Genomic DNA, 22,497 nt, shown 5'->3' on the forward strand with positions numbered 1-22,497 from the left:
ACAAGGAAAATCCCTCAAATTAGACATTATCTTCTACAGTATAATAAATTGCTACATCGTTCGCCTTAATGCTACTAGAAATTGGTAATACCTTAAAGACTAATCACCAATCCAACCTTCAAAGCCTGATCATTGGAGCCATAGGACATTTGCTGGTAAGACAAGCGGTGCCAATATTCCACAAAGAAAAACTTAAATATATTATGTACTCCTACCCCTGCGGCCATATAGGGATGCCTACCCAAGCTGTTCAGTGGCTGCCCCTCCGTTAAAAAGACTTCATTATATTGGGCATTTGCCCGAGAGAGCGTACCATAAGCCATTTCAAAATCCATCATGATGCCCGCACCAGTCTGTTCATGCAGCCAGGCCAATCCCGGCACTTTGGACATGAGGGCTCCTCCGAAAAAATGCTGCACAAATAATTCCACATACTGATCGGAAGTAAACTCGAAGCTATTCATCAACTGATGACTTCCAAAAGCATAGACGGGTCCGCCAATCCCCTGATGCATCTTCAGGTAGGGAAAAGGAACATTTCCCAGCACTTTACCGGCATTCAAGCGGTAGGAAGTCTGCCCCCATTTCGAGAATAGCGGAGCAAACTGATGATCCAGCTGTAAATACAGTTGCTGAAAAGCCTGTTCCTGTTGCTGATCATGGACAAATCCTGCTTTCACCCCCAACTTCACTTCCGGAAAGGGCTGTCCGCCTTTTCTTAGCAAGCGATAATTCTTATTGTAAGCGCTTCGGTCTTTGAAAGACCACCGCACTTCCATTTTTGCTGACCGGCTAGCGAAATGGCCTGCCGTCATGGCTTCCTTTCCTAGAAATTGATTGGCATTTCTTAAATCCATCCATTCTCCACCCACAGTAATCGTCCAGTCTCTTCGAAAGCCCTGAGACAGGCTCACCTCCGATTTATTTTGATAAAAAGGCATTTTTTCACTAAGCGCTCCAATTTGTGCTAAGTGGTAATCGGCTTCCAACATTTCACTTTCGAAGCCGATGCTGGATACCGGAATCAAATCGTACTGCGTATTGATGGACAAAATCTGTCGCTGCTGAGGATTGATTAACCATTTTCCAGCGACCTGATATTTCCACTTTTCATCTTCAAGACCAAAACCTATTCCACTTTTTACCCAAATATGATCCGCCCATAGCCGGTCTGAAAGCCCGCTGACGGAAAGTCGGTAGCCTTCCAGATCATTCAATATCAGATAATTCATCGCATGACCAACATCCCATTTTGGCGTTTCCCAATATCCGCTGGCAGCTATGTTAATGGAACGATTAAAATGGGCTGCCCGCGATTTTTGATTCATTTCTTCCAAAAGCTGAATGGAATTTCCCTGGGGAACCTCAGCCAACGGCGGGTTACTTAAAATTTCTTCCGCATTTTTTCTCATGGCCCCTTCCTGAATCTTGTAATATGCCTTTACCTGTCCATAAAGCGGTACATCTTCCAGGCTTTGATGATATTGGGTAATGGCAGGCCAGTTTTCTCCCTTTTCATCCGGTTGCCAATATTGAGTAAGTGCAAAATCCGACCAAAAATTTTGGGACGCTCTTTTGGCCATTTTCATGTTTACCTTGACCAAAGTGCTATCACTGGTATTAAAGTACAAATCTCCCTCAAAGCCCTGCTGACTTTTAGATCTTGGCTCAAAATGAATCATCCAAACATGCTGTCCGTCTTCTTCGATGGGGTTATCCTTCAAATCCCAATCAAAATAGGCCGCAAATCGAAGAGAAAAAGGAGAAGGGAAATTCTTGTCGATCACCACCAGCTGGTTACACATCAAATCGTGGATCAGTAAATCCGGATTCACCAATAACTGTCCGAATATTCCCCGGGCATCGAAGCCCAGCGCCATCTGCTTGACATTTTGATAATGATTTTCCGTCATCCGGCCTTCAGCATAAACCTTTTCCACCTCATATTCCGCAGAAACCACCGGAATAGCCTGCTTTCCATCGACTCCCACTACCCCATAGCGATCCAAATCTTTTTGCATCCATTGCTTCTCCGGGCTGGCCCACCAACTCACCTCTACCTGGCTCTGCCAGGACCCTTCCTGAGCTTTTTGTTGCAGCTGATAGCTGGCCTGATGTTTTCGGATAAATTCAAAAGCGGGGTTCTCTCCTGCTTCAATCACTACCTCGGATAATACCTTTTGATGCTCTTTCAGGTAAAATACTTCCTCAGCCGCTGCTTCCTCCACAGGCATACATAGCGTTTCATAACCCACAAATTGAATTACCAGAGATTCGGAAAGGTATTGCTCATCATATAGTAATTCAAATTTCCCTTCCAAATCGGTTTGACACCCTACACCATAGGCATTCCGAATAGAAATAGTGGCAAATAGCAATGGCTCCCCGGTATCAAGATCCAGCACCAAGCCTTTCAATTTAAGCATGGATTTTTCCGCATGGCTAGGAAGCGGTGAAAACAATACTAAAAGTAACAGCAGTCGTAAAATTTGGGCACAGCAGACCCCGTTCACCATCGCATAATGGGGATCAGATTTATCCTTCTTCATCTATTTATTGATTACCTCAGTTGGAAAACAATCGGCAAAGATCTTTTCAACTATAGGATGCCTGAGGAGTGGAATCCCCCTATTACAGGAAAGAAAATAATAGAAAAAAACAGGAAGGACTAAACTGAAGCTTTTCAAAAAGAGGATTTTAGTTCCAAAAAAAATACAAAAAATGAATAAAAAATATCGAAACCGCACATCAAGAAACAGTACCCTAGCTTCTCCATGTAGTTTGGCATTTTGTATTTTGAAGCTAAATTCAGTTATCTGAACCATATTACCACGCTTAAACCCCTTATCTGGGTTAACAAAAAATTAACTTTGAGTAAAAACTTACTTAAAGAGATCTTGCGTAATTTTTATAAAACAATATTTTTTATCAACTTTTCATGAACATATTTGATCAGTCATGGAGCTTAACGAAATTCAGCAAAACATTTTAGCAGAGTATTATTTCACCGATCTCGCGGGAGCTGCTTTAATTCAGAGCATTGAAACTCACCCCAACAATTCAAAAGCGGTGATCATTAATTTAAATACGCCATGGCGTAACACCTCCAATATCGTCGTCAATTTCATTAACGAGAGCATGGTGGCGCAATTGCCAGAAGGGGATTGTAGATGTTCTTTGGCTAAATATAAAGCCCGAATGGATCATGAACTATTGCTTAGTTTTGCGGAAATGCAAAACTTGAATTAGTGGCTCCTATCAAGCTTAAACCCCATCCATCTGAAGCAAATTCAAATTTAGCGATTTCAACAATCGCTAAATATCCAAACAGTTATTCGCCCTATAAAAAATGGAAGTAACACATTCCTGGAAATTAATAGGTGCATGACCGGAAAAATCAAGTTGTTTGAACCCTGCCTCCCGCAAATGAGCAATGCCCTTTTGGTATTCCTCCCGCTCCGCATTATCCCAAATTATTACACCCCGCGCCGAAAGCGATTTCAATGCTTTTTCAGCACATTTGTTTCTATTGCGTCCATCGACCACAATAATATCGAAGTCTTCCTCCTGCCCGGATAGATAATTGGGATATCCTTCTCTCACATCCTCCCGCAAAGCACACTTTACGTTGGGTAACTGTTCCAATTTTGGGGAGATGAAATTAAAATAGCCTTTATCATGATCTACCGCCACCACCTCTTTTGAACGAGCAGCAAACCAACGGGTGGAATTGCCCATACCAAATTCAAAAACACGATGTTCTTTGGTGATTCGATTGGATAAAAAATGAATCATGGGGTAAGTGAACCATGGAATTGGATCCCCTTCACCGTTAATCGACTGCCCTAAAAAACGGCTTTCCGTCCAGCCTTTAGGCTTTAAATAAAAACGGTTTAAAAAATATATATTCAATGCAGCGGCACTGAATCGATTAGTTCTAAGGATTTTCTTAATGATCGACATAAAAATAAAATTCAATCCTTAAAAATAGGCAAGCCACGGTTAATTCCATGGCTAAACCCTCAAATAAATATCTTTTTGGCCTATTTCTGCCATTCCTCTTCAATCACTTCCAGTATTACGCGACAAGCCTCGCGAATTTCTTCCTCTGTAATGACTAAAGGTGGAGCCAATCGAAAAGCTGTTGGCGTGGACAAAAACCAATAGGTGATCATCCCTCGCTCAATACATTTGGTCACTACCCGGTTCACCAAATCAAAGCTTTCCATATCAATGGCGAACATCAATCCTTTCCGGCGAATTTCTTTTACGGCCGGATGCGACTTTAACAAGTCTTCAATGAGTTGCCCCTTCGCCTCGGAAGCTTCGATCAGGTTTTCTTCCTTCAAAACATTCACGACGGCATTTGCGGCCGCACAGCAAACAGGTTGTCCTCCAAAGGTGGTGATATGCCCCAGTATAGGATCATGCGAAAGCACTTTCATTTTTTCCTGAGAAGAAACGAAGCAGCCCATCGCCATCCCACCGGCCATTCCCTTGGCCATGGTCAGCACATCCGGCACAACGCCAAAGTGTTCAAAGGCGAAAAACTTACCCGTACGGCCAAAGCCCGTCTGGATTTCATCAAAAATCAGGATGGCGCCCACTTCATCACACCTTTTTCGCAACGCCTGCATATATGCGATGGAAGGAATCCGGACACCTGCATCTCCCTGAATAGGCTCTACAATTACACCGGCAGTTTTGGTGGTAATCTTTTGCAGGTCTTCTTCCACATTGAAGTCGATGAAACGTACCTCAGGTAACATGGGACGAAAAGCGTTTTTCTTCACCTCGTTACCCGAAACACTTAAAGAGCCATGGGTATTTCCATGGTAGGAACGATTAAAACTCACCAATTCAGTACGCCCCGTATAGCGTTTGGCCAATTTCAGAGCTGCCTCATTGGCCTCCGTTCCGGAATTTACGAAATAGGTACAGTTCAGCTGCTCCGGCAAAACTGATAACAAGCTTTTAGTCAGCTCCACCTGCGGTTTTTGCACCATTTCCCCATAAACCATCACGAACAGATACTTATCAATCTGATCCTTAATGGCCTGAATTACTTTAGGATGGCGATGCCCCAGATTATTAACTGATATAGCCGAAATCAGATCCATATAGGACTTGCCTTCGGCATCATACATGTATACACCCTCTGCCCTTTCGATCTCAATACCCAGCGGAAAAGGGGAAGTCTGAGCCTGATGCTCAAAGAAAATATCTCGATTACTTTTGTTCATAAAACCTTAGGAATAGACCCTTGAAGGCACAAATTTACCAAGAAAAGCGATATAAGTGATGCGCTTTTGAAAAAAGAAATAACAGAAAATGAAGGAGAAAGGGATGAAGGGCAGGGAATAATTGGCAAAGGGATAGAAGGCTTGCATGAGCTCATTTTTGAGTCCCACCATTGAAGAATGCTCATTGAAATATGGCAGGCAAGTACCGTCTGCGTCTTCAGATTAAAAATCCGACAAAAATAGCGAGGCTGATAGCCCGGGCCGGAGTGTAGCGCAGGCTTGCCCCAAAATAAAAAAAGGAACTCCTGAATCAGAAGCTCCTTATTTTCAATAATATTTTGAATTATTTATTCTCTTCGATAGTTGCGCACTTCAACATATTAGTGCGGTGAACGCCGTCCATTGGGAAGGAAGACACGTGAACAACGGAATCTCCTACTTCCAATACGCCTTCATTCAACAAAGTCTTCTCTTCATGCTCGTGCAATCCGCGAAGGGTGCTGAAAGTTTTTGGCAACAAGAATGGCTGAACACCCCAGATCAGGTTCAACTGAGTAGAAACTGACTTATCGTTAGTAAAGATGAAGATCTTCGCCTTTGGTCTGTAACGAGAGATATTCGTTGCAGTGAAACCGGAAGTGGTGTTACCAATGATGGCTTTTGCGCCGATCGAGCTTGCCAGAATCGTACCTGTACGAACCACTTCTTTCGCCATGAAATGAGCAGAATCTTTCGCCACTTCGTGATCACGATCATACTCATACTGAGCGGAAAGCTCTACGGTGCGGCAGATATCGGCCATAGTCTTTACGGCATCCAATGGGAACTGACCAGCTGCAGACTCTTCAGAAAGCATTACGCCATCTGCCCCGTCCATAACGGCATTCGCCACATCATTGGTCTCTGCACGTGTAGCAATCGGGCTTTTGACCATAGACTCCAACATCTGAGTCGCCACTACTACCGGACGCGCCATTTGGTGACACTTCTTGATGATAGACTTCTGTACCAATGGTACCTCAGCGGCATTGGTTTCGATCGCCAAATCACCACGGGCAACCATAATCGCATCAGATGATTTGATGATTTTATCGATATGCACCAATGCTTCCGGACGCTCAATTTTAGAAATGATACGACATGTACGACCCGCTTCCTGAATCTTCGTACGCAAGAATTCTACATCAGAAGCATTTCGAACGAAAGACAAGGCAATGATGTCTACATTCTGCTCCAAACCGAACTCAAGGTCAATTAAATCTTTATGCGTCAAAGCTGGCTCAGAAATGTTGGTATCCGGTAGGTTGATTCCCTTACGGGATTTCAACAATCCACCTACCAATACTTCAGTCAATACTTCTTTGCCATCAATTGCTTTTACCAACAACTGGATACGGCCATCGTCCATCAAAACTTTCTCTCCGACTTTTACATCTTTTGCAAAATTTTGGTAAACGGTAGATACCTTTTCACTGGTACCTTCGCACTCCTCAGTAGTGATGATCAGATCCTGTCCAGTCTCGATAGGCTGACCGTTATCCTTCATCATCCCAACACGGATTTTTGGGCCTTGTAAATCCTGAAGGATGGAAATGTTGAAGTTGAATTCTTTGTTGATTTCACGGATGTGATTGATCACTTTCAAGTGATCCTCATGCGTGCCATGAGAAAAATTCAAACGCATTACATTCACCCCTGCTACGGCAAATTGTAATAACATTTCTTTAGTGTTACTGGAAGGACCTACGGTCGCAACGATCTTCGTACGCTTTGTCGAAATGGACATCTTAGTCTTGTTGTTTTATTCTAAATAATGCATTCAAAGGTAGGCAATCCGCCCAGCCCCTAATATGACTTAAGTCATATCCCATTCAGGGCAAATAAACAATTACATTATTTACAAAAACGGTAGGGGATAGTTAGCAAAAAGGTAAAATATAATGGAAACTTCCCGATACAATGGCAGAATATCAAATATTCCCTGCTGAATTTATATAAGCCTCTATTTTGCTAATATGACGAATGCCACCATAACTTGTATAAAAAAAGGCTTGCCAGTGAAATCTGAAATAATTGGAGTATTCTGGGTATTTTAGGAAGAGGGACGATTTATAACAAACGTTTGAGGAAAGTATCAATATGCAACAATAAAATGGATCAGGAGGATAGAAGGCTGCCCTTCCACGATTTTAACTTTTAATAAAAAAAGCCCCGACTCAGCAGAAAACAGGAAACTATTGCCTTTACACAGATATTGAATACCGGAATTTGTGGGAAGGATTTAATCATAATGGAAGGACGCTGAATTATTTATGAGCAACGTCTCCCTATCGTGCGACCATTCTCTAAAATTTACATGCTCAGCAGCTCCCCTATTTTGAATCACTTGCATTTACAAAAAAGAGGTCTTGGCCGATGGTATGGAGGGCAAGCAAGCCGCAATTTTTCACCAACAGCCCCCAACAAACCTATCATCCAATTCTTTGCGGTGCGTTATGAATGGATTTGCTATTTTTTTTAATAGCCCCAACATCCGTGAGCTAGCCTCCCCCTTCTTAAACCGGTTTATTTATGCTTAAATCCTCGTTTAGCGGTAAGGCGGAAAAAATGAAGGAATAGTTTCCTCTTTCGAGTTATTTCCAACGAAACAGGTAAATGGGGAGAAAGCAAGCTTGCTAAAATTGGGTTATTACAACTCAAAGAAAATAAATTGTAATGACCTGCAAATAACATACTTGTGCTTATTAATGAATATAGCGGTGAATAATTCGGGTTAAATCTACTTGCTTCGCAAAAACTCAGAATAAGAAAAATGAAAGAAGAATCCCCTATTTCGAGTTATTTCCAACGAAACAGGTAAATGAGGAGAAAGCAAGCGCAGCCAAATTTGGGCTATTGAAGCTTAAGAAAATCACCTGAAACAAACTAAAATTAAGCCTCTTGTACGGGACCATGCATTTGGCGGTGAATAAATCGAAATAAATGGTGATCAATTTAAAAGGACAATGATCCCGCAAGGGCAATCCATTATCCTCCTAAACGAATCTTTCCCCGGTTTTGTCATTAACGGTTAAACAGAAACCTCTGCTTTGATATGCGGATGCGGATTATAATCAGTCAACTCGAAATCCTCGAATTTAAAATCAAAAAGATCTTTTACCTCCGGATTAATTTTCATCTTCGGTAAAGCTCGTGGCTCACGGGACAATTGCAATTCCGCCTGCTCCAAATGATTCAAATATAAATGTGTATCACCGAAGGTATGAACAAATTCTCCGAGTTCCAGCCCGGTAACTTGCGCCATCATCATGGTCAACAAAGCATAGGAGGCGATATTAAAAGGAACACCTAAGAAGAAATCTGCTGAACGCTGGTACAACTGGCAGGACAATTTATTGTCTGCTACATAAAATTGAAACATGGTATGGCATGGTGGGAGGGCCATTTTTTCAATCTCCCCTACATTCCAGGCATTGACAATCATTCGGCGGGAATCCGGGTTGTTTTTCAACTGATCGAGCACCTGCACAATCTGGTCAACAGTACGACCGTCAGCGGTGGGCCATGAGCGCCATTGCGCACCATATACCGGTCCCAAATTCCCGTTTTCATCCGCCCATTCGTCCCAAATACGTACTTTATTTTCTTTCAAGTATGCAATATTGGTTTCCCCTTTCAGGAACCACAATAGTTCATGAATGATCGAACGAAGATGTAGCTTTTTGGTGGTACACAAAGGGAAACCCTCTGCTAAATTAAAGCGCATTTGTCTTCCAAAAACACTGATCGTTCCGGTTCCGGTACGGTCTTCTTTCTTCACCCCATTGTCTAGGATGTCCTGCATCAAATCCAGATATTGCTTCATGCCTGTTAATCAATTAAAAAGGAGTGCCAAACGCCTCCATTTTGAATAAAAATTCCCTAAATTCTAAGCAATTTAGCCAAAATGCCAATGGCAAACAATGCGGGAATTCAACTTAAGCCGGTTTATTTCATGTTAATATCTTTCCCTGACAGCATGGCGGGACTAAGGAAAGAATAGTTTACTTTTTCGAGTTTTCCCAGGGAAGCAGCAGAAGGAGAGAGAGGCAAGGCGGTAATATGAAGGCATTTTTCCTATTTCGAGTTTACCCTAACGATGCAGATGAATGAAGTGAAAGAAAGCTAAAACGAATTTGGAATATTAAAAATCAGCGAACCCAACACAAACCATTAATAACGGATTATTTACAACTAGACACTAAATTTAACGGTTAAAAACTCGGTCTAATCTATAAAACTCAAATGAGGCTTCATTCATTTATCTCCCCAGACCTGAGTTATTTCCTTAGTCACCGATGCGGACTTCGGCGTCACAGGTTTATCAATACATCTGATGATTTGGATTCTTGCGATTGGGCTTTGCCCAGTCGCGTTTCCGTTGCTTTCCGGGCTGACGTCTCAATACTTTTGGTAAACCATCTCTTCTGGAAGTTCCAAAAAAGTAAGACAGCACCAACTGATAATTGTATTGCTTCAGGGTATATTCTTCCTGATTATCTAAATCCCGAAAGCCTGTTTGATAATATAAACCCAATCGCCAGGGACCATAATCACCTCCGGCACCAAAATTAAAACCCATGTCCCAGGGTTGAAAGCTCTCCAATGTTCCTCCCCATTGCAGGGCATTGCCTTGTTCGTCCTTGCCATGCAAGTGAAATTGTCCATAAAAGCCCAAATGAAGAAAAACGGAAGTTCGCTGACTGGTCTCTACCCGAAAACCAAAATTAACCGGGACATTCAATACGCCCATTTTCATCGTCAGCCGATCATCTTTTTGATAATAATGAAATCCCTGCTGCTGATAATCCACGCTGGCATTCCAAATAAAATACCGCCAAAATTGCTGCTCATAGCCCAATCCCGCAATAAAGCCAAAGTTAGGATCGGTAAAGGTCCGTAGATTATCGGCATCCACGGCATAGGCATTACCCACCACGGCGCCTGCTTTAAGCCCAATTCGCTGACCATTAGCCTGCTGCAGTAAGAACACACAGCTTACAGTAAGAAGAATTGATAGGTAGATAGGGGATTTAATTCTCAGCATAACATTCATTTATGACTACAAAAATGAAAAATTCATCTTAAAAACAATATGCTGAGACTGTCTTTTTTAACCCTATTTAGGATAAAAAAAAAGGATAAAATTATATTAATTAGCCAATAGTCGGCAATCTGATCAATGGGACACACCAAAATTTCATCTATAAGTGAAATAATGAAGTTATGTCATCATGATGACGCCACGACTGAGAGATTAAAACTATTATGAATCCGAAAAGATGTAATCAATCATTAACAATAATTATCAACATCAAAAAACCACATCATGAAAACCTTTGCTATAGCACTTCTATTAATTTTGTCTCCTCTTTTCATTTTTGCCCAAGGAGGCCTGAAGGTGGGTGATTCGGCTCCTTCATTTTCAGCAACGGATCAAAATGGTAAACTCATCCGTTCGGAGGATGTACTGGCTAAGGGCGATATGGTTTTGGTTTTCTATCGCGGCACTTGGTGCCCGCATTGTCGTCGTCATATTTCCAATTTACAGAAGGATCTTTTACAAATCACCGAAAAAGGAGCCAATGTGGTAGTGGTAACGCCTGAACAACCGGAATTTATAGAAAAGATGGTTAAAAAATCCGGTGCTACATTTTCTATTTTACATGATGCCTCCTATAAAATCATGTTGGATTATAAGGTGGCTTTTAAACTTGGAAGAGAAATTGTCCCTGCTTCTTTCAAGCAGATGCAAAAAAATGCGAGAAAGCATAACGGTAATCTTGAGGATATGCTGCCAGTTCCTGCTACTTATATTATTTCCCGTGACGGTAATATTCGTTATATTCATTATAATCCGGACTTTACAGAACGTGCCAGTGTTGAGGAGATTGGGGCCCAATTGGTAAATCTATAGTCTACTTTTATAGCCCGAATAAAGCATGCTTTAATCCTCATTTTACTTCATAGTGGAGAAAGAGAAGGAATAATTTCGAGTTTCCCCCAAGGATGCAGCAGAAGGAGGAGAAGGCAAGCGTGCCCAAATTCGGGCTATAATAAACCCAATAAAATAATCATAACCCATTGAATATAGGTCAATTGATTTCAACCAATAAATCAAGCGGTGATTATTATGGTTAACAAACTGAAATCAGGATCATTAGATCGAACGAATGCATTTACCGGTGAATAATTCCGGTTAAAAAAAATACCAGTGTTTATTCACTGGTATAAATATGCTATTACGCGCTCTGGCCACTGGCAAAGCTTTTCCAGCGAAGCATATGGTCAGGAAAAACTTTCCTCCATTTCCACTAATCTTTCAAAGCCCACGGAGGCAATTTTTGGTTCCATCCAAAATCCTACCAGACTATTCCCCACTCTTTTATATAATACCCGACCGGAGTAAGTAGTGGCCTCTTCATCATATTGAAAATCCACACACAGATATTGCCCCAACACTTTTCCTTTGCCCCATTGCAAGGCCGCTTCCAGTCCAATCTGCCACTGCGCTTTCACTTGCAAGCCTATCTTTTCAATGGCAATGATACCGGCATAAAAATTCTGCACAAAGTCCGGATTGTGCCCCTGAACTGCATAGGCTGCTTGTAAGGGCAAGGCTTTGTCCTCTTCATCCTCTAATTCCGTTGGGATTAATCCGTAATGCTGCACATAGCATTCCTGCAAATAGTTAAATAATTTTGCAGCCTCCTCTTCCGTCCCCAAATCGGCAAATCGCTTTTTGTCTTGTCTATAATACCTGATTGAATCCCAAATTGCTCTCAAGCCCATACTTTTCTTATTCCTCAAATTTCCTGCAAGTTAAGTAAAATTTAAGGGATATTATTATTTCGAAAAGCGCAATGGGGCTTCCGCAGCAAATCCTTTTTTTCCATGGGTAGCTACGACAGCCTGAAGCCGGGGTATTCCTGCTTAAATCTTCCTTTAGCTGCCAGGCGTGAAAATAAAGGAATTTGCTATATCGAGTTTTTTACAAGCACGCGGATGAGCGAGGAGCAAGCAAGCTTCGCCAAATTCGGGCTATTACAAAAGCACAAAAACAACCAGACCACCGGACAACCATATGGATGAACCACTCAGACCCAGCTAATAAATCCTGTGATGAATAATTCGGGTAAAAAACCCTAAAAAAAAAGAGCCGCCCGCAGGTGCCCTTTTCTTGTTTTATGTCTTGTAAAAATCCTGTTGCCTAATTACAAAAAGCAGTCAATTTTTCCTTAGCTTCCTCTGATCCCAAATTGGCAGCTCGTCGCCAAAGTTGACAAGCCCGCTCCTGGTTCTCTGCCAAATATTCTATCATCCCTAAAAGAAAGTGAGCTTCCGCATGGCCCTGATCTTTCATTATCACACGCTCCAAATCCTCCCGGGCAGCATCCTCCTGACCCATTTTTAAGGCAACTTGCGCACGATTGTACAAAATCCCGGCATTGTCAGCATTCATTTCCAAAGCAAAATTATAGTCTTTCAGGGCTTGCTCATAGTTTTTCAATTCCACCAAGACAAATGCCCGATTGTTATACAAATCCTCCACATTGGGTTTGAGTTTGATCGCCTCATTATAATCCTCCAGGGCTTTAGTCCAGTTTTGCTGTTCGCGGTAAGCATTTCCCCTGTTATAAAAAGCTTTATATTCCTGCGGCGCCAGTGCAATGGCTTTGGAACAATCCTCTACCGTACGTCCGTATTGCTCTTCCATAAAAAAGGCCACCGCGCGCATATTATAAGCAATAGCGTTTTCGGGATCTTTTTCAATAATGCGATCCAGCCATTTTTTCGCTTCCCCCGTATTTTCTTCATTCAAATACTTTCTGGCTTCTCCCATCATTTCATCGGTGGAAGGACTGCAGGAAGCCAGAAAAATAATGGCAAAAAGATAAGATAATCCGGATAAAAATTGTCGATTCATATTGTGGTTAATTTCTGCCTGAAGGGTTCATTCCCCAAAAAAGGATCCGCTGACAGGCTTTAGGGTAAATGGTTTGTCGTTGATCTCCCTCCTGTAAAGGGAAAGTGAATTTTACGCTACAAATCTAACAGAATCATGGAAAAAGCAGGAAAATAAAGCCGATTATCGTATTTTCGGCCTACCTTTTTACACAAGCATTCGAAATGAAAAAGATCATTTATATTGCCCGCCATGGTCAGACCGATTACAATAAAGCCGATTTGGTTCAGGGGAGAGCCATTGACGCTTCGCTGAATGCCTTCGGACAGGCACAAGGTGATGCCATGGCTCAGGCTTTAATGGAAGTTCCTTTTGATAAAATTTATACTTCTTCCTTACAACGCACCTGGCAAACTGCCCGACTTTTGTTGGAAAAAGGCATTCCGACCGAAAAAAAGGCTGGCCTGGATGAATTACATTATGGCGTTTATGAAAACACCCCGATCTACCGGGACGGTGATAATGTCTGGACGGTCATGAATGCCTGGAAAGAAGGTGATTACGAAGCCAAAGCGGAAGGTGGCGAAAGTCCTTTGGATGTTCAAAAGCGTCAAAAAGAAGCATTGGATGAAATCCTGGCACAGCAGGGGGAAGAAACGGTTTTACTCGTGATGCACAGCCGCGCCATCCGGATTTTAATGTGTACACTTACCAATAAGCCCCTGACTGAAATGCATACTTTTGTGCCTCAGAATACGGGCATCACCCGCTTTGAGTGGGATGCGGAAAGTGGCGATTTCAAATTATTGGAATTTAATAATGCGGATCATCTGGCAACGGTTAAAGCATAAAAATTTACATTGTTGACCTCCAGCAATTTTGGATACGACAAGAGGCTTTCTTCTGATTTTTAAATAGCCCCAATTGGGAAAAGTCTGCTCTCTTATCGCCCAAAGCTTCCTTGGCAAAACGTTCATAAAGGAAAATCAGAGCACTTTCCCCGCCTTACAGCTAAAGAAGCAAGCATGCATTATTCAAGAAATAAGTAAGCATCCTATGAATTAAAAAGCCCTGCAACTCCAAGCAAGTTACAGGGCTTTTTGCTAATATTTTTTTCGTTGCTGGCTCATACTTTTTAAACATTAGCCTCCAATGCCTCATTTACCCGCCGCATTTCCTCCTGGGTGGCCATCATCTCTTCCATATTCTGACGCATCTCTTCTTCCTGAGCCCTCAACTGCTCCGCCTGTAATTGGGTTTCCTCTAATAGTTTTTTCGTATTTTCATTGGTCATTACCGAAACCAGCGTTGAGGCATACGCCTGGCAAATTTTGCTTACTAATTCTCTTTTATAATCCGCTAAAATTTCAAAACCCGCCAACTCCATTACCCCTACTACCTGATCATTATGATTCAAGGGAACCAAATAAAGGTTCGATGGACAGGCCTTCCCTAAACCAGAAGTAATGTGGATATAGTCCGCCGGAAGATCTGTCATGAATATGGCTTCCTTCTCTAAATAACATTGTCCTACTAACCCCTCTCCAGGCGCAATTTCCTTTTCCATATGCTTCTTTCTATTATAGGCGTAGCAGGCTGAAAGTTGAAGCACCTCTTCGTCGGCCGTGGTCTTTACTAAGAAAACAGCCCCCTGATTCAGCCCCAGATATTTAATCATTCTGCTCAACACTAATTCCGAAAGCTCCTGCACTCCCAAATTTTGATTACGCAACAAGTCCGCAAATTGCGCCATCCCCTCATTTCCCCAATTCCTACGCTCCTCTTCTGCCCTATTTTGAGCCAAAGCATTTTTCATGCTTGTCAGGGCTTTCCCCAGGCGATCATTTTCTCCACTTAACTGATAATGGGAAGCCTCTAAATTCCCTTTTGCAATTTGGGCCGCAAATATCGTTGCCTCTGAAATGCTTTTAAAAAACTGATGAAAGCTTTTTTGTAGCATTTCTAGTTCCCGAATAGCAAGATTACTATTTAAAGTCATTTCAGCCTGGCCGGCATTCACATTTTCAACAAACTGAATAAGTTGCTGAATCGCCTGATTGGTACGGCGAATAAAAAAACCAAGCACCGACAAAATAATGATTAAGGCAAGGAAACCGAAACCAAGGATATAAATTAAATCTAACTTTAAATCAGCCAACACTTCCGATGCATGCACCTCCATGACCACATACCAATCAAGGTCCGGCAGTCGCTGCACATAAAACCAGATCTCCTCCTCTTTCCCTTTATCGGCGGAAACAAAGCCCAAGGCACCTGATCGAATGGCATTCGCTAAATTTTGAAAAGCTTTATCCTCAAACAGGTTGCCCGCCGGCATCCTGTTTTCATCATAAACTTTCAACTCTCCCTGCCCGGAAATAATATAATTCCGACCTGATTGGCCCGATTGGTACTGAACAAGGGTAGACACCACTTCCGGAATTTCAATTCCAATACCGCAAAGCCCTAAAAACGCCCCGCTTTCCGGATGGTATATCTTTTTGTTAATGAAAAAAGCATATTGTTGTAAATGATCTAAGTAGCCGATATTGACGGAAAAATCGGAACCCTCATCCGCCACTGTCCGAAAAATCCACTGATCCTCCTCTTCCTCCACGCTCGCCATTTTATAATAACCCCGATCATCAAGGATTGCCCCGCTATTGGCCAGATAGAAATTCATATGGAACAAATCCAAGCCCTCTTTGGTCTGCTGGATTAGCTTTTTAAAGCGAAGGGTATCCAGCTTTTGGGAAGTCATCAACTCCACCACAAAAGGGTTAACCTCCATGGCTTTGCCTAAACCGATAGGCTTGTCAATAGACGACCTTAACTTTTCTTTTAGGCTATTCACCACCAGTGGCATTTTCTCTTCCTTCACAAAATGCTCCGTTTTTTGAGCCTGTTGCCGGTACCATAAAGCAACCACAAGCAACACCAATAAGGTCATCATGGAGCCAAGAGGCAAAAGCAGGGCCCTCTGAAACGAAGGCTTATTCGTCCGCTTTTTATTCATTTTAAAATAGGTCTGTTGTATAAAAAAGATTGCAAATATAGGCTAATGCGTTTTAAAACCACTTTTTGGGATGTAAAACTTGCCCCAAAACGCAAGAACCCGTCTAAATCCCACGACTATTCCCCTTCCCTCATTCACCTGGAAATGCTTACTTCAATTCCAACGCCACCTCAAAGCGGTCTCAAGACAGTGCATTTGCCTATACCCGAAGATGCATGCTTAGGAGCGTGTTTAATAGCACACCATCCGGCTGCAAATTCGAACTATTGGCAGCGATTTCGGATAATTTCACAACAATAGCGGTGTTATTCTCTCAAATAAATCGGGCAACGCTTCCATAATTCTTCAAATTTTCGCTGCGAATTTAGGCTTTTAAACACACTCTAAATCCTCATTTAGCTACAAGCAGGAAAATGAAGAAATTTCCCATATTTCAAGTTTTGGATAATGAAGCAGATAAAGGAGGAGCAAGCAAGCTTACTCAAATTTGAGCTATTAACCCGGATTATTCATGCTTCCATCCTCTTTTAGCTGCAAGGCGGGAAAAATGAAGGAATAGTCTCCTATTTCGAGTTTTTTCCAACGAAGCAGATGAATGAGGAGAAAGCAAGCTTGCCCAAATTTGGGCTATTATAAACTAGAGAAAATAAATTATAATAAACTGAATTCAATTCGCTTACATTTAGTTGGTGAATTTAGCGGTGAATAATTCGGGTTAAATAACCCACGAAACCAACCACAACCCTCTAACATTAAACCACCTGGGGAATCCACTAAATCTTGCGGGAAATGATTCGGGCTAACCATCCAAAAAACACCAAACAAAAAGCCTGTCGCTCAACAGGAACAACAGGCTTTTTCTATTTCAAGGAAGCGCTTTTTAATACGCCCACTTCAAATAAACACTCCCCCAGGTAAATCCTCCTCCAAAAGCGGCCAATACAATATCATCCCCTTTCTTAAACTTATCTTCCCACTCCCACAAACACAGCGGAATCGTTCCGGCCGTGGTATTTCCATAGCGTTCAATATTCACGGTCACTTTATCCATCCCCACCCCTAATCGGTTGGCAATGGCTTCAATGATACGCTTATTGGCCTGGTGTGGAATAAAATAAGCCAGTTGATCGCCACTCAGGTCATTTCGTTCCATGATCTCCACGGAAACATTACTCATATTGGTCACCGCATGCTTGTACACCTGACGACCATCCTGAAAGAAATAATGCTCCTGATTCGCAATTGTATCCATAGTCGCCGGATAGGCAGAACCACCCGCTTTCATGCGGATCATATCCTTGCCGATACCATCACTCTTCAAAATAAAATCCTGAATACCCAAACCTGCTTCATTCGGCTCCAAAAGCACCGCTCCGGCGCCATCCCCAAATAAAATACAGGTGTTGCGGTCTTTATAGTTCATCACGGAAGACATCTTGTCTGCCCCAATGACCAATACCTTTTTATACTGCCCCGTACTAATGAATCCGGCCCCGGTGGCCAAGGCATACACAAACCCACTACAAGCAGCCTGCATATCAAAGGAAAAAGCGTTTTTAATTCCCAGCTCGTGGCACACAATATTGGCCGTTGAGGGAAACAACATGTCGGGAGTCATTGTGGCCACCAATACGGCATCCACTTCCTGCAAGTCCAGACCTGACTTCGCCACCAGATCCTTCACTGCCTCCACCGCCAAAACTGAAGTTCCCTTTCCTGCTCCCTTCAAAATCCGACGTTCCTTAATTCCGGTACGGCTGACAATCCATTCGTCGTTGGTTTCCACCATGGTTTCCAATTCTGCATTGGATAAAACATAGTCCGGGACGTATCCTCCGACGGCAGTAATCGCTGCTTTACGCATGGTTATCATATTAACTATATGGGTTTTTTCTGTTGTCCACTACCTTTTTAGTTTTCAAACATAAGAAAATCCATTCTAATGCCCCAAAGAAACCTTCAGGAAAAAAACAATTTGAAACCTTCTAAGTTTCCACCCTCATTTCCGTCACCAGTTTCCAAATATTGTGAAAAATAAAAAAAATAGTCCTTTTTTAATTGACAGTCTGATAAATTGACAATCTCCTCCCCCTATCTCTTAACAGAAAGGCAAAGTACCATTTCTTCTCCAGCGTCTTCCCAGCCTGAATGCGCAAAAAAAAATGATTTCCCTTTTACACCAAAGGTGATTAAAAGCCAGGGTCGGTGACCTTAACCCAAATTATTCACCGCTAATTTCATCAAATAACCATAAGCACCCCATTTTAAACTTATTACAGTTTGTTTTCTTTGATTTTATAATAGCCCGAATTTGGGCAAGCTTGCTTTCTCCTCCTTCATCTGTTTCGTTGGAAAAAACTCGAATTAGGAAACTATTCCTTCATTTTTTCCGCCTAACAGCTAAACGAGGATTTATGCGTGAATAATCCGGCTTAATTTGACAACTACAACAGCAACTCCCGGCTTCCTACCCAAAGAACCGGCATCAAGGTGGAAAGATTAATCGTAATCAGCGCTCAGCCTTCGAATAGGCGGTTGGAAGTGGTAATTTTCGCCACTACTTTGTCCCAAAATCTAAAATCATTTCAGCACAAACCCTTTCTGACTCCCCCAATTCAAAAAAGGTTTCATCCCAAAGCAAAAAACGTGCAGATTCCCCCTGAAAATGACCTCAAATATTAGATATTTCGTCAGGATTATGTTATTTTTGACAAGTTGTGAAGGCTTCAAAATTGCCCTTACAGCCTTGCGTCACTGCATTTTTTGGAAGCTTTTCAGCAATTTTTAGGAAATGAGCGAGACGCAATTTTTGTTTAACAGTGAAGCATTGATTATCAAGGAGTAAGACCACCAAAAAAGATACAAAAAGTCTCAAAACTTTCCTTTTTGGGTGGTTGAATCGGATTAATTTAAAATATGAGCGAACAAACCAACAAACCAGCAGACTATTCAGCCGGTAATATTCAGGTTTTGGAAGGCTTAGAGGCAGTAAGAAAACGCCCTGCCATGTATATCGGAGATGTTGGCATCAAAGGCTTGCATCACTTGATTTGGGAAGTGGTGGACAACTCTATTGACGAAGCCCTTGCAGGCTTCTGTGACACCATTACCGTTAGCATCCAAGAGAACAATTCCATCACCGTTTCTGATAATGGACGTGGTATTCCGGTAGGTATGCACCCTACTCAGAATAAGTCAGCATTGGAAGTGGTAATGACTGTCCTACACGCCGGAGGTAAATTTGATAAGGATACCTACAAAGTATCCGGAGGTTTGCACGGCGTGGGGGTTTCTTGTGTGAACGCCCTGTCAAAAGACATGAAGGTGACAGTTCACTCTAAAGACGGCAAAATCTACGAGCAATCTTACAAAAAAGGTAGCCCACAAGCCCCTGTTGCTCCCGTAGGAGAAACCGACAAAACGGGAACTACCGTTTGGTTCATGCCCGATGATGAGATTTTCACTCACCACGAATATGTTTGGGATCGCGTAGCGAATCGCTTACGTGAATTGGCCTTTTTGAATGCCGGCATCACCATTGTTCTGGAAGATTTACGGGATGTGGATGAGCAAGGCAATCCTTTATCCGAGACTTTCTATTCCGAAGGCGGAATCAAGGAGTTCGTGGAGTATTTGGATGATTCCAAAGAGAAATTAATTGACGAGGCCGTTTATATCGAGGGAGAGAAAGCCAATATTCCGGTGCAGGTAGCGATGAGCTACAACACTTCCTTCTCCGAGAACGTGGTTTCTTATGTAAACAATATCAACACCCACGAGGGCGGTACCCACGTTTCCGGTTTCCGTCGTGCACTGACCCGTACTTTGAAAAACTATGCCGACAAATCCGGCCTTTTGGACAAAGTAAAGGTAGACATTAGTGGGGATGACTTCCGCGAAGGATTGACTGCTGTAATCTCGGTAAAAGTGGCAGAGCCACAGTTCGAGGGACAGACCAAAACCAAATTGGGTAACTCCGATGCGGTAGGAGCGGTAGATTCAGCGGTATCCGATATGTTGAACACTTATTTGGAAGAAAACCCAAGAAGTGCCAAGCAGATCGTACAGAAAGTAATTCTTGCAGCGCAGGCGCGCCATGCAGCACGTAAGGCACGCGAGATGGTACAGCGTAAGAACGTGATGAGCTCCACTTCCCTTCCGGGTAAGTTGGCCGACTGTTCTTCCAAAGATGCAGCCCTTTCCGAACTATACCTGGTGGAGGGTGACTCTGCAGGTGGATCAGCCAAGCAGGGCCGTGAGCGCGAATACCAGGCGATTTTGCCATTGCGTGGAAAGATTCTGAACGTAGAAAAAGCCCAGGAGCACAAGATTTACGACAACGAAGAGATCAAGAATATGATCACCGCCATGGGCGTTCGTTTTGGTAAAGATGGCGACGAGAAAGCTTTGGATATGGAGAAGTTGCGTTACCACAAGATCGTGATCATGACGGATGCCGATGTGGATGGTTCCCACATTCGTACGTTGATTTTGACCTTCTTCTTCCGTTATATGCGTGACTTGATTGACAATGGCTATGTATACATTGCCCAGCCACCGCTTTATCAGGTGAAGAAAGGCGCGAAACAAAAGTACTGCTGGACAGAGGAAGATCGTTTACTGGCCATTCAGGAAATGGGCGGCGACGAGAATAAAGTTTCCGTACAGCGATACAAAGGTTTGGGAGAGATGAACCCGGAGCAGCTTTGGGAAACCACCATGAACCCGGAGACCCGTACCATGAAATTGGTAACCGTGGAATCTGCAGCCGAGGCAGATCACTTATTCTCCATGCTAATGGGAGATGAAGTACCACCAAGACGCGAGTTCATCGAGAAGCACGCCAAATACGCGAATATCGACATCTAATTAAGATCAGAAATAATAAAAACGCCTTTCGGATTTCGGAAGGCGTTTTTTTATACCCTATTATTATAGGGGGGGACTGCTGCCGCTTAGACGTCAGCACCAGGCTGGCGCGGCTCACCCCATCGGCCTTTTGGGCCGCTGTGGTTTAAACAAACCCGCTTCATCCTTGCCCCAAGCGGGCGATTGCCCGCGTGCATACTCGAGACTCACCGGCAGAGGGATAGAGGCTCTGTGGAGCTCCTTTTTGCAGCCTTAAAGCGTAGCGGCTCGCAAAAAGAGCGACTGCCGAAAGCCCGACCGACGTCAGGAGGGCTGCCCCAAAAAAAAGATAAAACTATAAATAGTCGTAACGCTTCTGGCCTTAGGCACCCGTCTAAGACCCAAAAACCCGAGAGCATCCGCTCCCCATTTTACCACCCCGTTTCATTACAGCAGCAAACACTTTTGTAATAAATGGTCGTAGAAAACCCAACGACCAGAGCTGAGCAATAGCCCCTATTTAAAATATAGCCACCTGCTCAATATGATGCGGGCGCACTCTGAAAAACGCTTTTTGCACACTAAAAGCATTTTCGCCCTCCGCAGGTTTTTTACGCTTATGGTCTTAGGCTCCCATCTAAGACCCAAAATCACGGGAGCGTCCGCTCCCCTTATTGCCACCCCGTTTCATTAGAGCAGCAAACACGCTTGTGATAAATGGTCGTAGAAAACCCTACGACCAGAGCTGAGATAAACTATAAATGGTCGCCTGCTTCTGGTCTTAGGCACCCGTCTAAGACCCAAAAACCCGAGAGCATCCGCTCCCCATTTTACCACCCCGTTTCATTACAGCAGCAAACACTTTTGTAATAAATGGTCGTAGAAAACCCTACGACCAGAGCTGAGCGATAGCCCGTATTTAAAATATAGCCACCTGCTCAATATGATGCGGAGGCATTTTGAAAAACCCGCTTCTGGTCTTAGGCTCCCGCCTAAGACCCAAAATCACGGGAGCGTCCGCTCCCCTTATTACCACGCCATTTCATTACAGTAGCAAGCACTCTTGTGATAAATGGTCGTAGAAAATCATACGACCAGCGATGGAAGGAATTTAAAATATAACCACCCGCCCAATATGATGCGGAGGCATTTTGAAAAACTCGCTTCTGGTCTTAGGCTCCTGTCTAAGACCCAAAATCAAGGGAGCGTCCGCTCCCCTTATTACCACCCTATTTCATTACTGCAGCAAACACTTTTGTAATAAATGGTCGTAGAAAATCATACGACCAGCGATGGAAGGAATTTAAAATATAACCACCCGCCCAATATGATGCGGAGGCATTTTGAAAAACTCGCTTCTGGTCTTAGGCACCCGTCTAAGACCCAAAAACCCGAGAGCATCCGCTCCCCATTTTACCACCCCGTTTCATTACAGCAGCAAACAC

14 protein-coding genes are annotated in these 22,497 nt (G+C 43.0%); 4 read left to right on the forward strand and 10 right to left on the reverse strand.

The annotated features are described in order from the left end of the window. Positions 1-92: 92 nt before the first annotated feature. Positions 93-2,549 (reverse strand): carboxypeptidase-like regulatory domain-containing protein, encoded by a 2,457-nt coding sequence (locus AAA970_RS09965; protein ID WP_338237009.1) that lies wholly within the window; start codon positions 2,547-2,549, stop codon positions 93-95. Between the two features lie 409 nt (positions 2,550-2,958). Here AAA970_RS09965 and AAA970_RS09970 point away from each other — a divergent pair, with 409 nt between their 5' ends. Then, on the forward strand, positions 2,959-3,249 hold the full coding sequence (locus AAA970_RS09970) for a hypothetical protein (protein ID WP_053405477.1): 291 nt from the start codon (positions 2,959-2,961) through the stop codon (positions 3,247-3,249). A gap of 66 nt (positions 3,250-3,315) precedes the next feature. Here the strand turns inward: AAA970_RS09970 and AAA970_RS09975 are convergent, their stop codons facing one another. The 5 genes from AAA970_RS09975 to AAA970_RS09995 form a co-directional block, all read right to left on the reverse strand. Beyond that, positions 3,316-3,963, reverse strand: a complete 648-nt coding sequence (locus AAA970_RS09975; RefSeq protein ID WP_338237010.1) for a class I SAM-dependent methyltransferase — start codon at positions 3,961-3,963, stop codon at positions 3,316-3,318. An 80-nt stretch (positions 3,964-4,043) separates the two neighbouring features. Further along, positions 4,044-5,243: an aspartate aminotransferase family protein gene (locus tag AAA970_RS09980; protein ID WP_338237011.1), complete on the reverse strand. Its 1,200-nt coding sequence runs from the start codon at positions 5,241-5,243 to the stop codon at positions 4,044-4,046. Between the two features lie 343 nt (positions 5,244-5,586). Then, a complete protein-coding gene (pyk, locus tag AAA970_RS09985) occupies positions 5,587-7,029 on the reverse strand; it encodes a pyruvate kinase (RefSeq protein ID WP_338237012.1) in 1,443 nt (480 codons plus the stop codon). Between the two features lie 1,284 nt (positions 7,030-8,313). Continuing rightward, entirely contained in the window at positions 8,314-9,108 is a 795-nt protein-coding gene (locus tag AAA970_RS09990) for a thymidylate synthase (RefSeq protein WP_053405481.1), read from the reverse strand. 498 nt (positions 9,109-9,606) lie between these two features. After that, complete coding sequence (locus AAA970_RS09995) at positions 9,607-10,275, reverse strand: outer membrane beta-barrel protein (RefSeq protein ID WP_479531369.1); 669 nt, start codon at positions 10,273-10,275, stop codon at positions 9,607-9,609. Between the two features lie 336 nt (positions 10,276-10,611). On the opposite strand from AAA970_RS09995, the gene AAA970_RS10000 reads away from it, so the two are divergent. Then, positions 10,612-11,199, forward strand: coding sequence for a peroxiredoxin-like family protein (locus AAA970_RS10000; protein WP_338237014.1), 588 nt, complete (start codon positions 10,612-10,614; stop codon positions 11,197-11,199). Between the two features lie 371 nt (positions 11,200-11,570). Here the strand turns inward: AAA970_RS10000 and AAA970_RS10005 are convergent, their stop codons facing one another. Both AAA970_RS10005 and AAA970_RS10010 read right to left on the reverse strand, forming a co-directional pair. Further along, complete coding sequence (locus AAA970_RS10005; protein WP_338237015.1) at positions 11,571-12,092, reverse strand: hypothetical protein; 522 nt, start codon at positions 12,090-12,092, stop codon at positions 11,571-11,573. Positions 12,093-12,492: 400 nt separating this feature from the next. Next, the gene (locus AAA970_RS10010; protein WP_338237016.1) at positions 12,493-13,209 is read right to left on the reverse strand and encodes a tetratricopeptide repeat protein; all 717 of its coding nucleotides are present in this window, start codon (positions 13,207-13,209) and stop codon (positions 12,493-12,495) included. 203 nt (positions 13,210-13,412) lie between these two features. Here AAA970_RS10010 and AAA970_RS10015 point away from each other — a divergent pair, with 203 nt between their 5' ends. Then, positions 13,413-14,039: a histidine phosphatase family protein gene (locus AAA970_RS10015; RefSeq protein ID WP_338237017.1), complete on the forward strand. Its 627-nt coding sequence runs from the start codon at positions 13,413-13,415 to the stop codon at positions 14,037-14,039. A 284-nt stretch (positions 14,040-14,323) separates the two neighbouring features. Here the strand turns inward: AAA970_RS10015 and AAA970_RS10020 are convergent, their stop codons facing one another. Both AAA970_RS10020 and AAA970_RS10025 read right to left on the reverse strand, forming a co-directional pair. Further along, a complete protein-coding gene (locus tag AAA970_RS10020) occupies positions 14,324-16,204 on the reverse strand; it encodes a GAF domain-containing protein (protein ID WP_338237018.1) in 1,881 nt (626 codons plus the stop codon). An 880-nt stretch (positions 16,205-17,084) separates the two neighbouring features. Then, on the reverse strand, positions 17,085-18,074 hold the full coding sequence (locus AAA970_RS10025; RefSeq protein WP_060687494.1) for a beta-ketoacyl-ACP synthase 3: 990 nt from the start codon (positions 18,072-18,074) through the stop codon (positions 17,085-17,087). Positions 18,075-19,120: 1,046 nt separating this feature from the next. On the opposite strand from AAA970_RS10025, the gene gyrB reads away from it, so the two are divergent. Continuing rightward, entirely contained in the window at positions 19,121-21,073 is a 1,953-nt protein-coding gene (gene gyrB, locus AAA970_RS10030; RefSeq protein WP_338237019.1) for a DNA topoisomerase (ATP-hydrolyzing) subunit B, read from the forward strand. Positions 21,074-22,497: the final 1,424 nt, after the last annotated feature.

Origin of the sequence: Persicobacter diffluens (assembly GCF_036244895.1) — a bacterium.
GTDB lineage: Bacteria > Bacteroidota > Bacteroidia > Cytophagales > Cyclobacteriaceae > Persicobacter > Persicobacter diffluens.

Coding starts and splice junctions, on each gene's coding strand:
- AAA970_RS09965 (WP_338237009.1), bottom strand. CDS start 2,549: ATGAAGAAGGATAAATCTGATCCCCATTATGCGATGGTGAACGGGGTC.
- AAA970_RS09980 (WP_338237011.1), bottom strand. CDS start 5,243: ATGAACAAAAGTAATCGAGATATTTTCTTTGAGCATCAGGCTCAGACT.
- AAA970_RS09975 (WP_338237010.1), bottom strand. CDS start 3,963: ATGTCGATCATTAAGAAAATCCTTAGAACTAATCGATTCAGTGCCGCT.
- AAA970_RS10015 (WP_338237017.1), top strand. CDS start 13,413: ATGAAAAAGATCATTTATATTGCCCGCCATGGTCAGACCGATTACAAT.
- gyrB (WP_338237019.1), top strand. CDS start 19,121: ATGAGCGAACAAACCAACAAACCAGCAGACTATTCAGCCGGTAATATT.
- AAA970_RS10000 (WP_338237014.1), top strand. CDS start 10,612: ATGAAAACCTTTGCTATAGCACTTCTATTAATTTTGTCTCCTCTTTTC.
- AAA970_RS10010 (WP_338237016.1), bottom strand. CDS start 13,209: ATGAATCGACAATTTTTATCCGGATTATCTTATCTTTTTGCCATTATT.
- AAA970_RS10020 (WP_338237018.1), bottom strand. CDS start 16,204: ATGAATAAAAAGCGGACGAATAAGCCTTCGTTTCAGAGGGCCCTGCTT.
- AAA970_RS09970 (WP_053405477.1), top strand. CDS start 2,959: ATGGAGCTTAACGAAATTCAGCAAAACATTTTAGCAGAGTATTATTTC.
- AAA970_RS09990 (WP_053405481.1), bottom strand. CDS start 9,108: ATGAAGCAATATCTGGATTTGATGCAGGACATCCTAGACAATGGGGTG.
- pyk (WP_338237012.1), bottom strand. CDS start 7,029: ATGTCCATTTCGACAAAGCGTACGAAGATCGTTGCGACCGTAGGTCCT.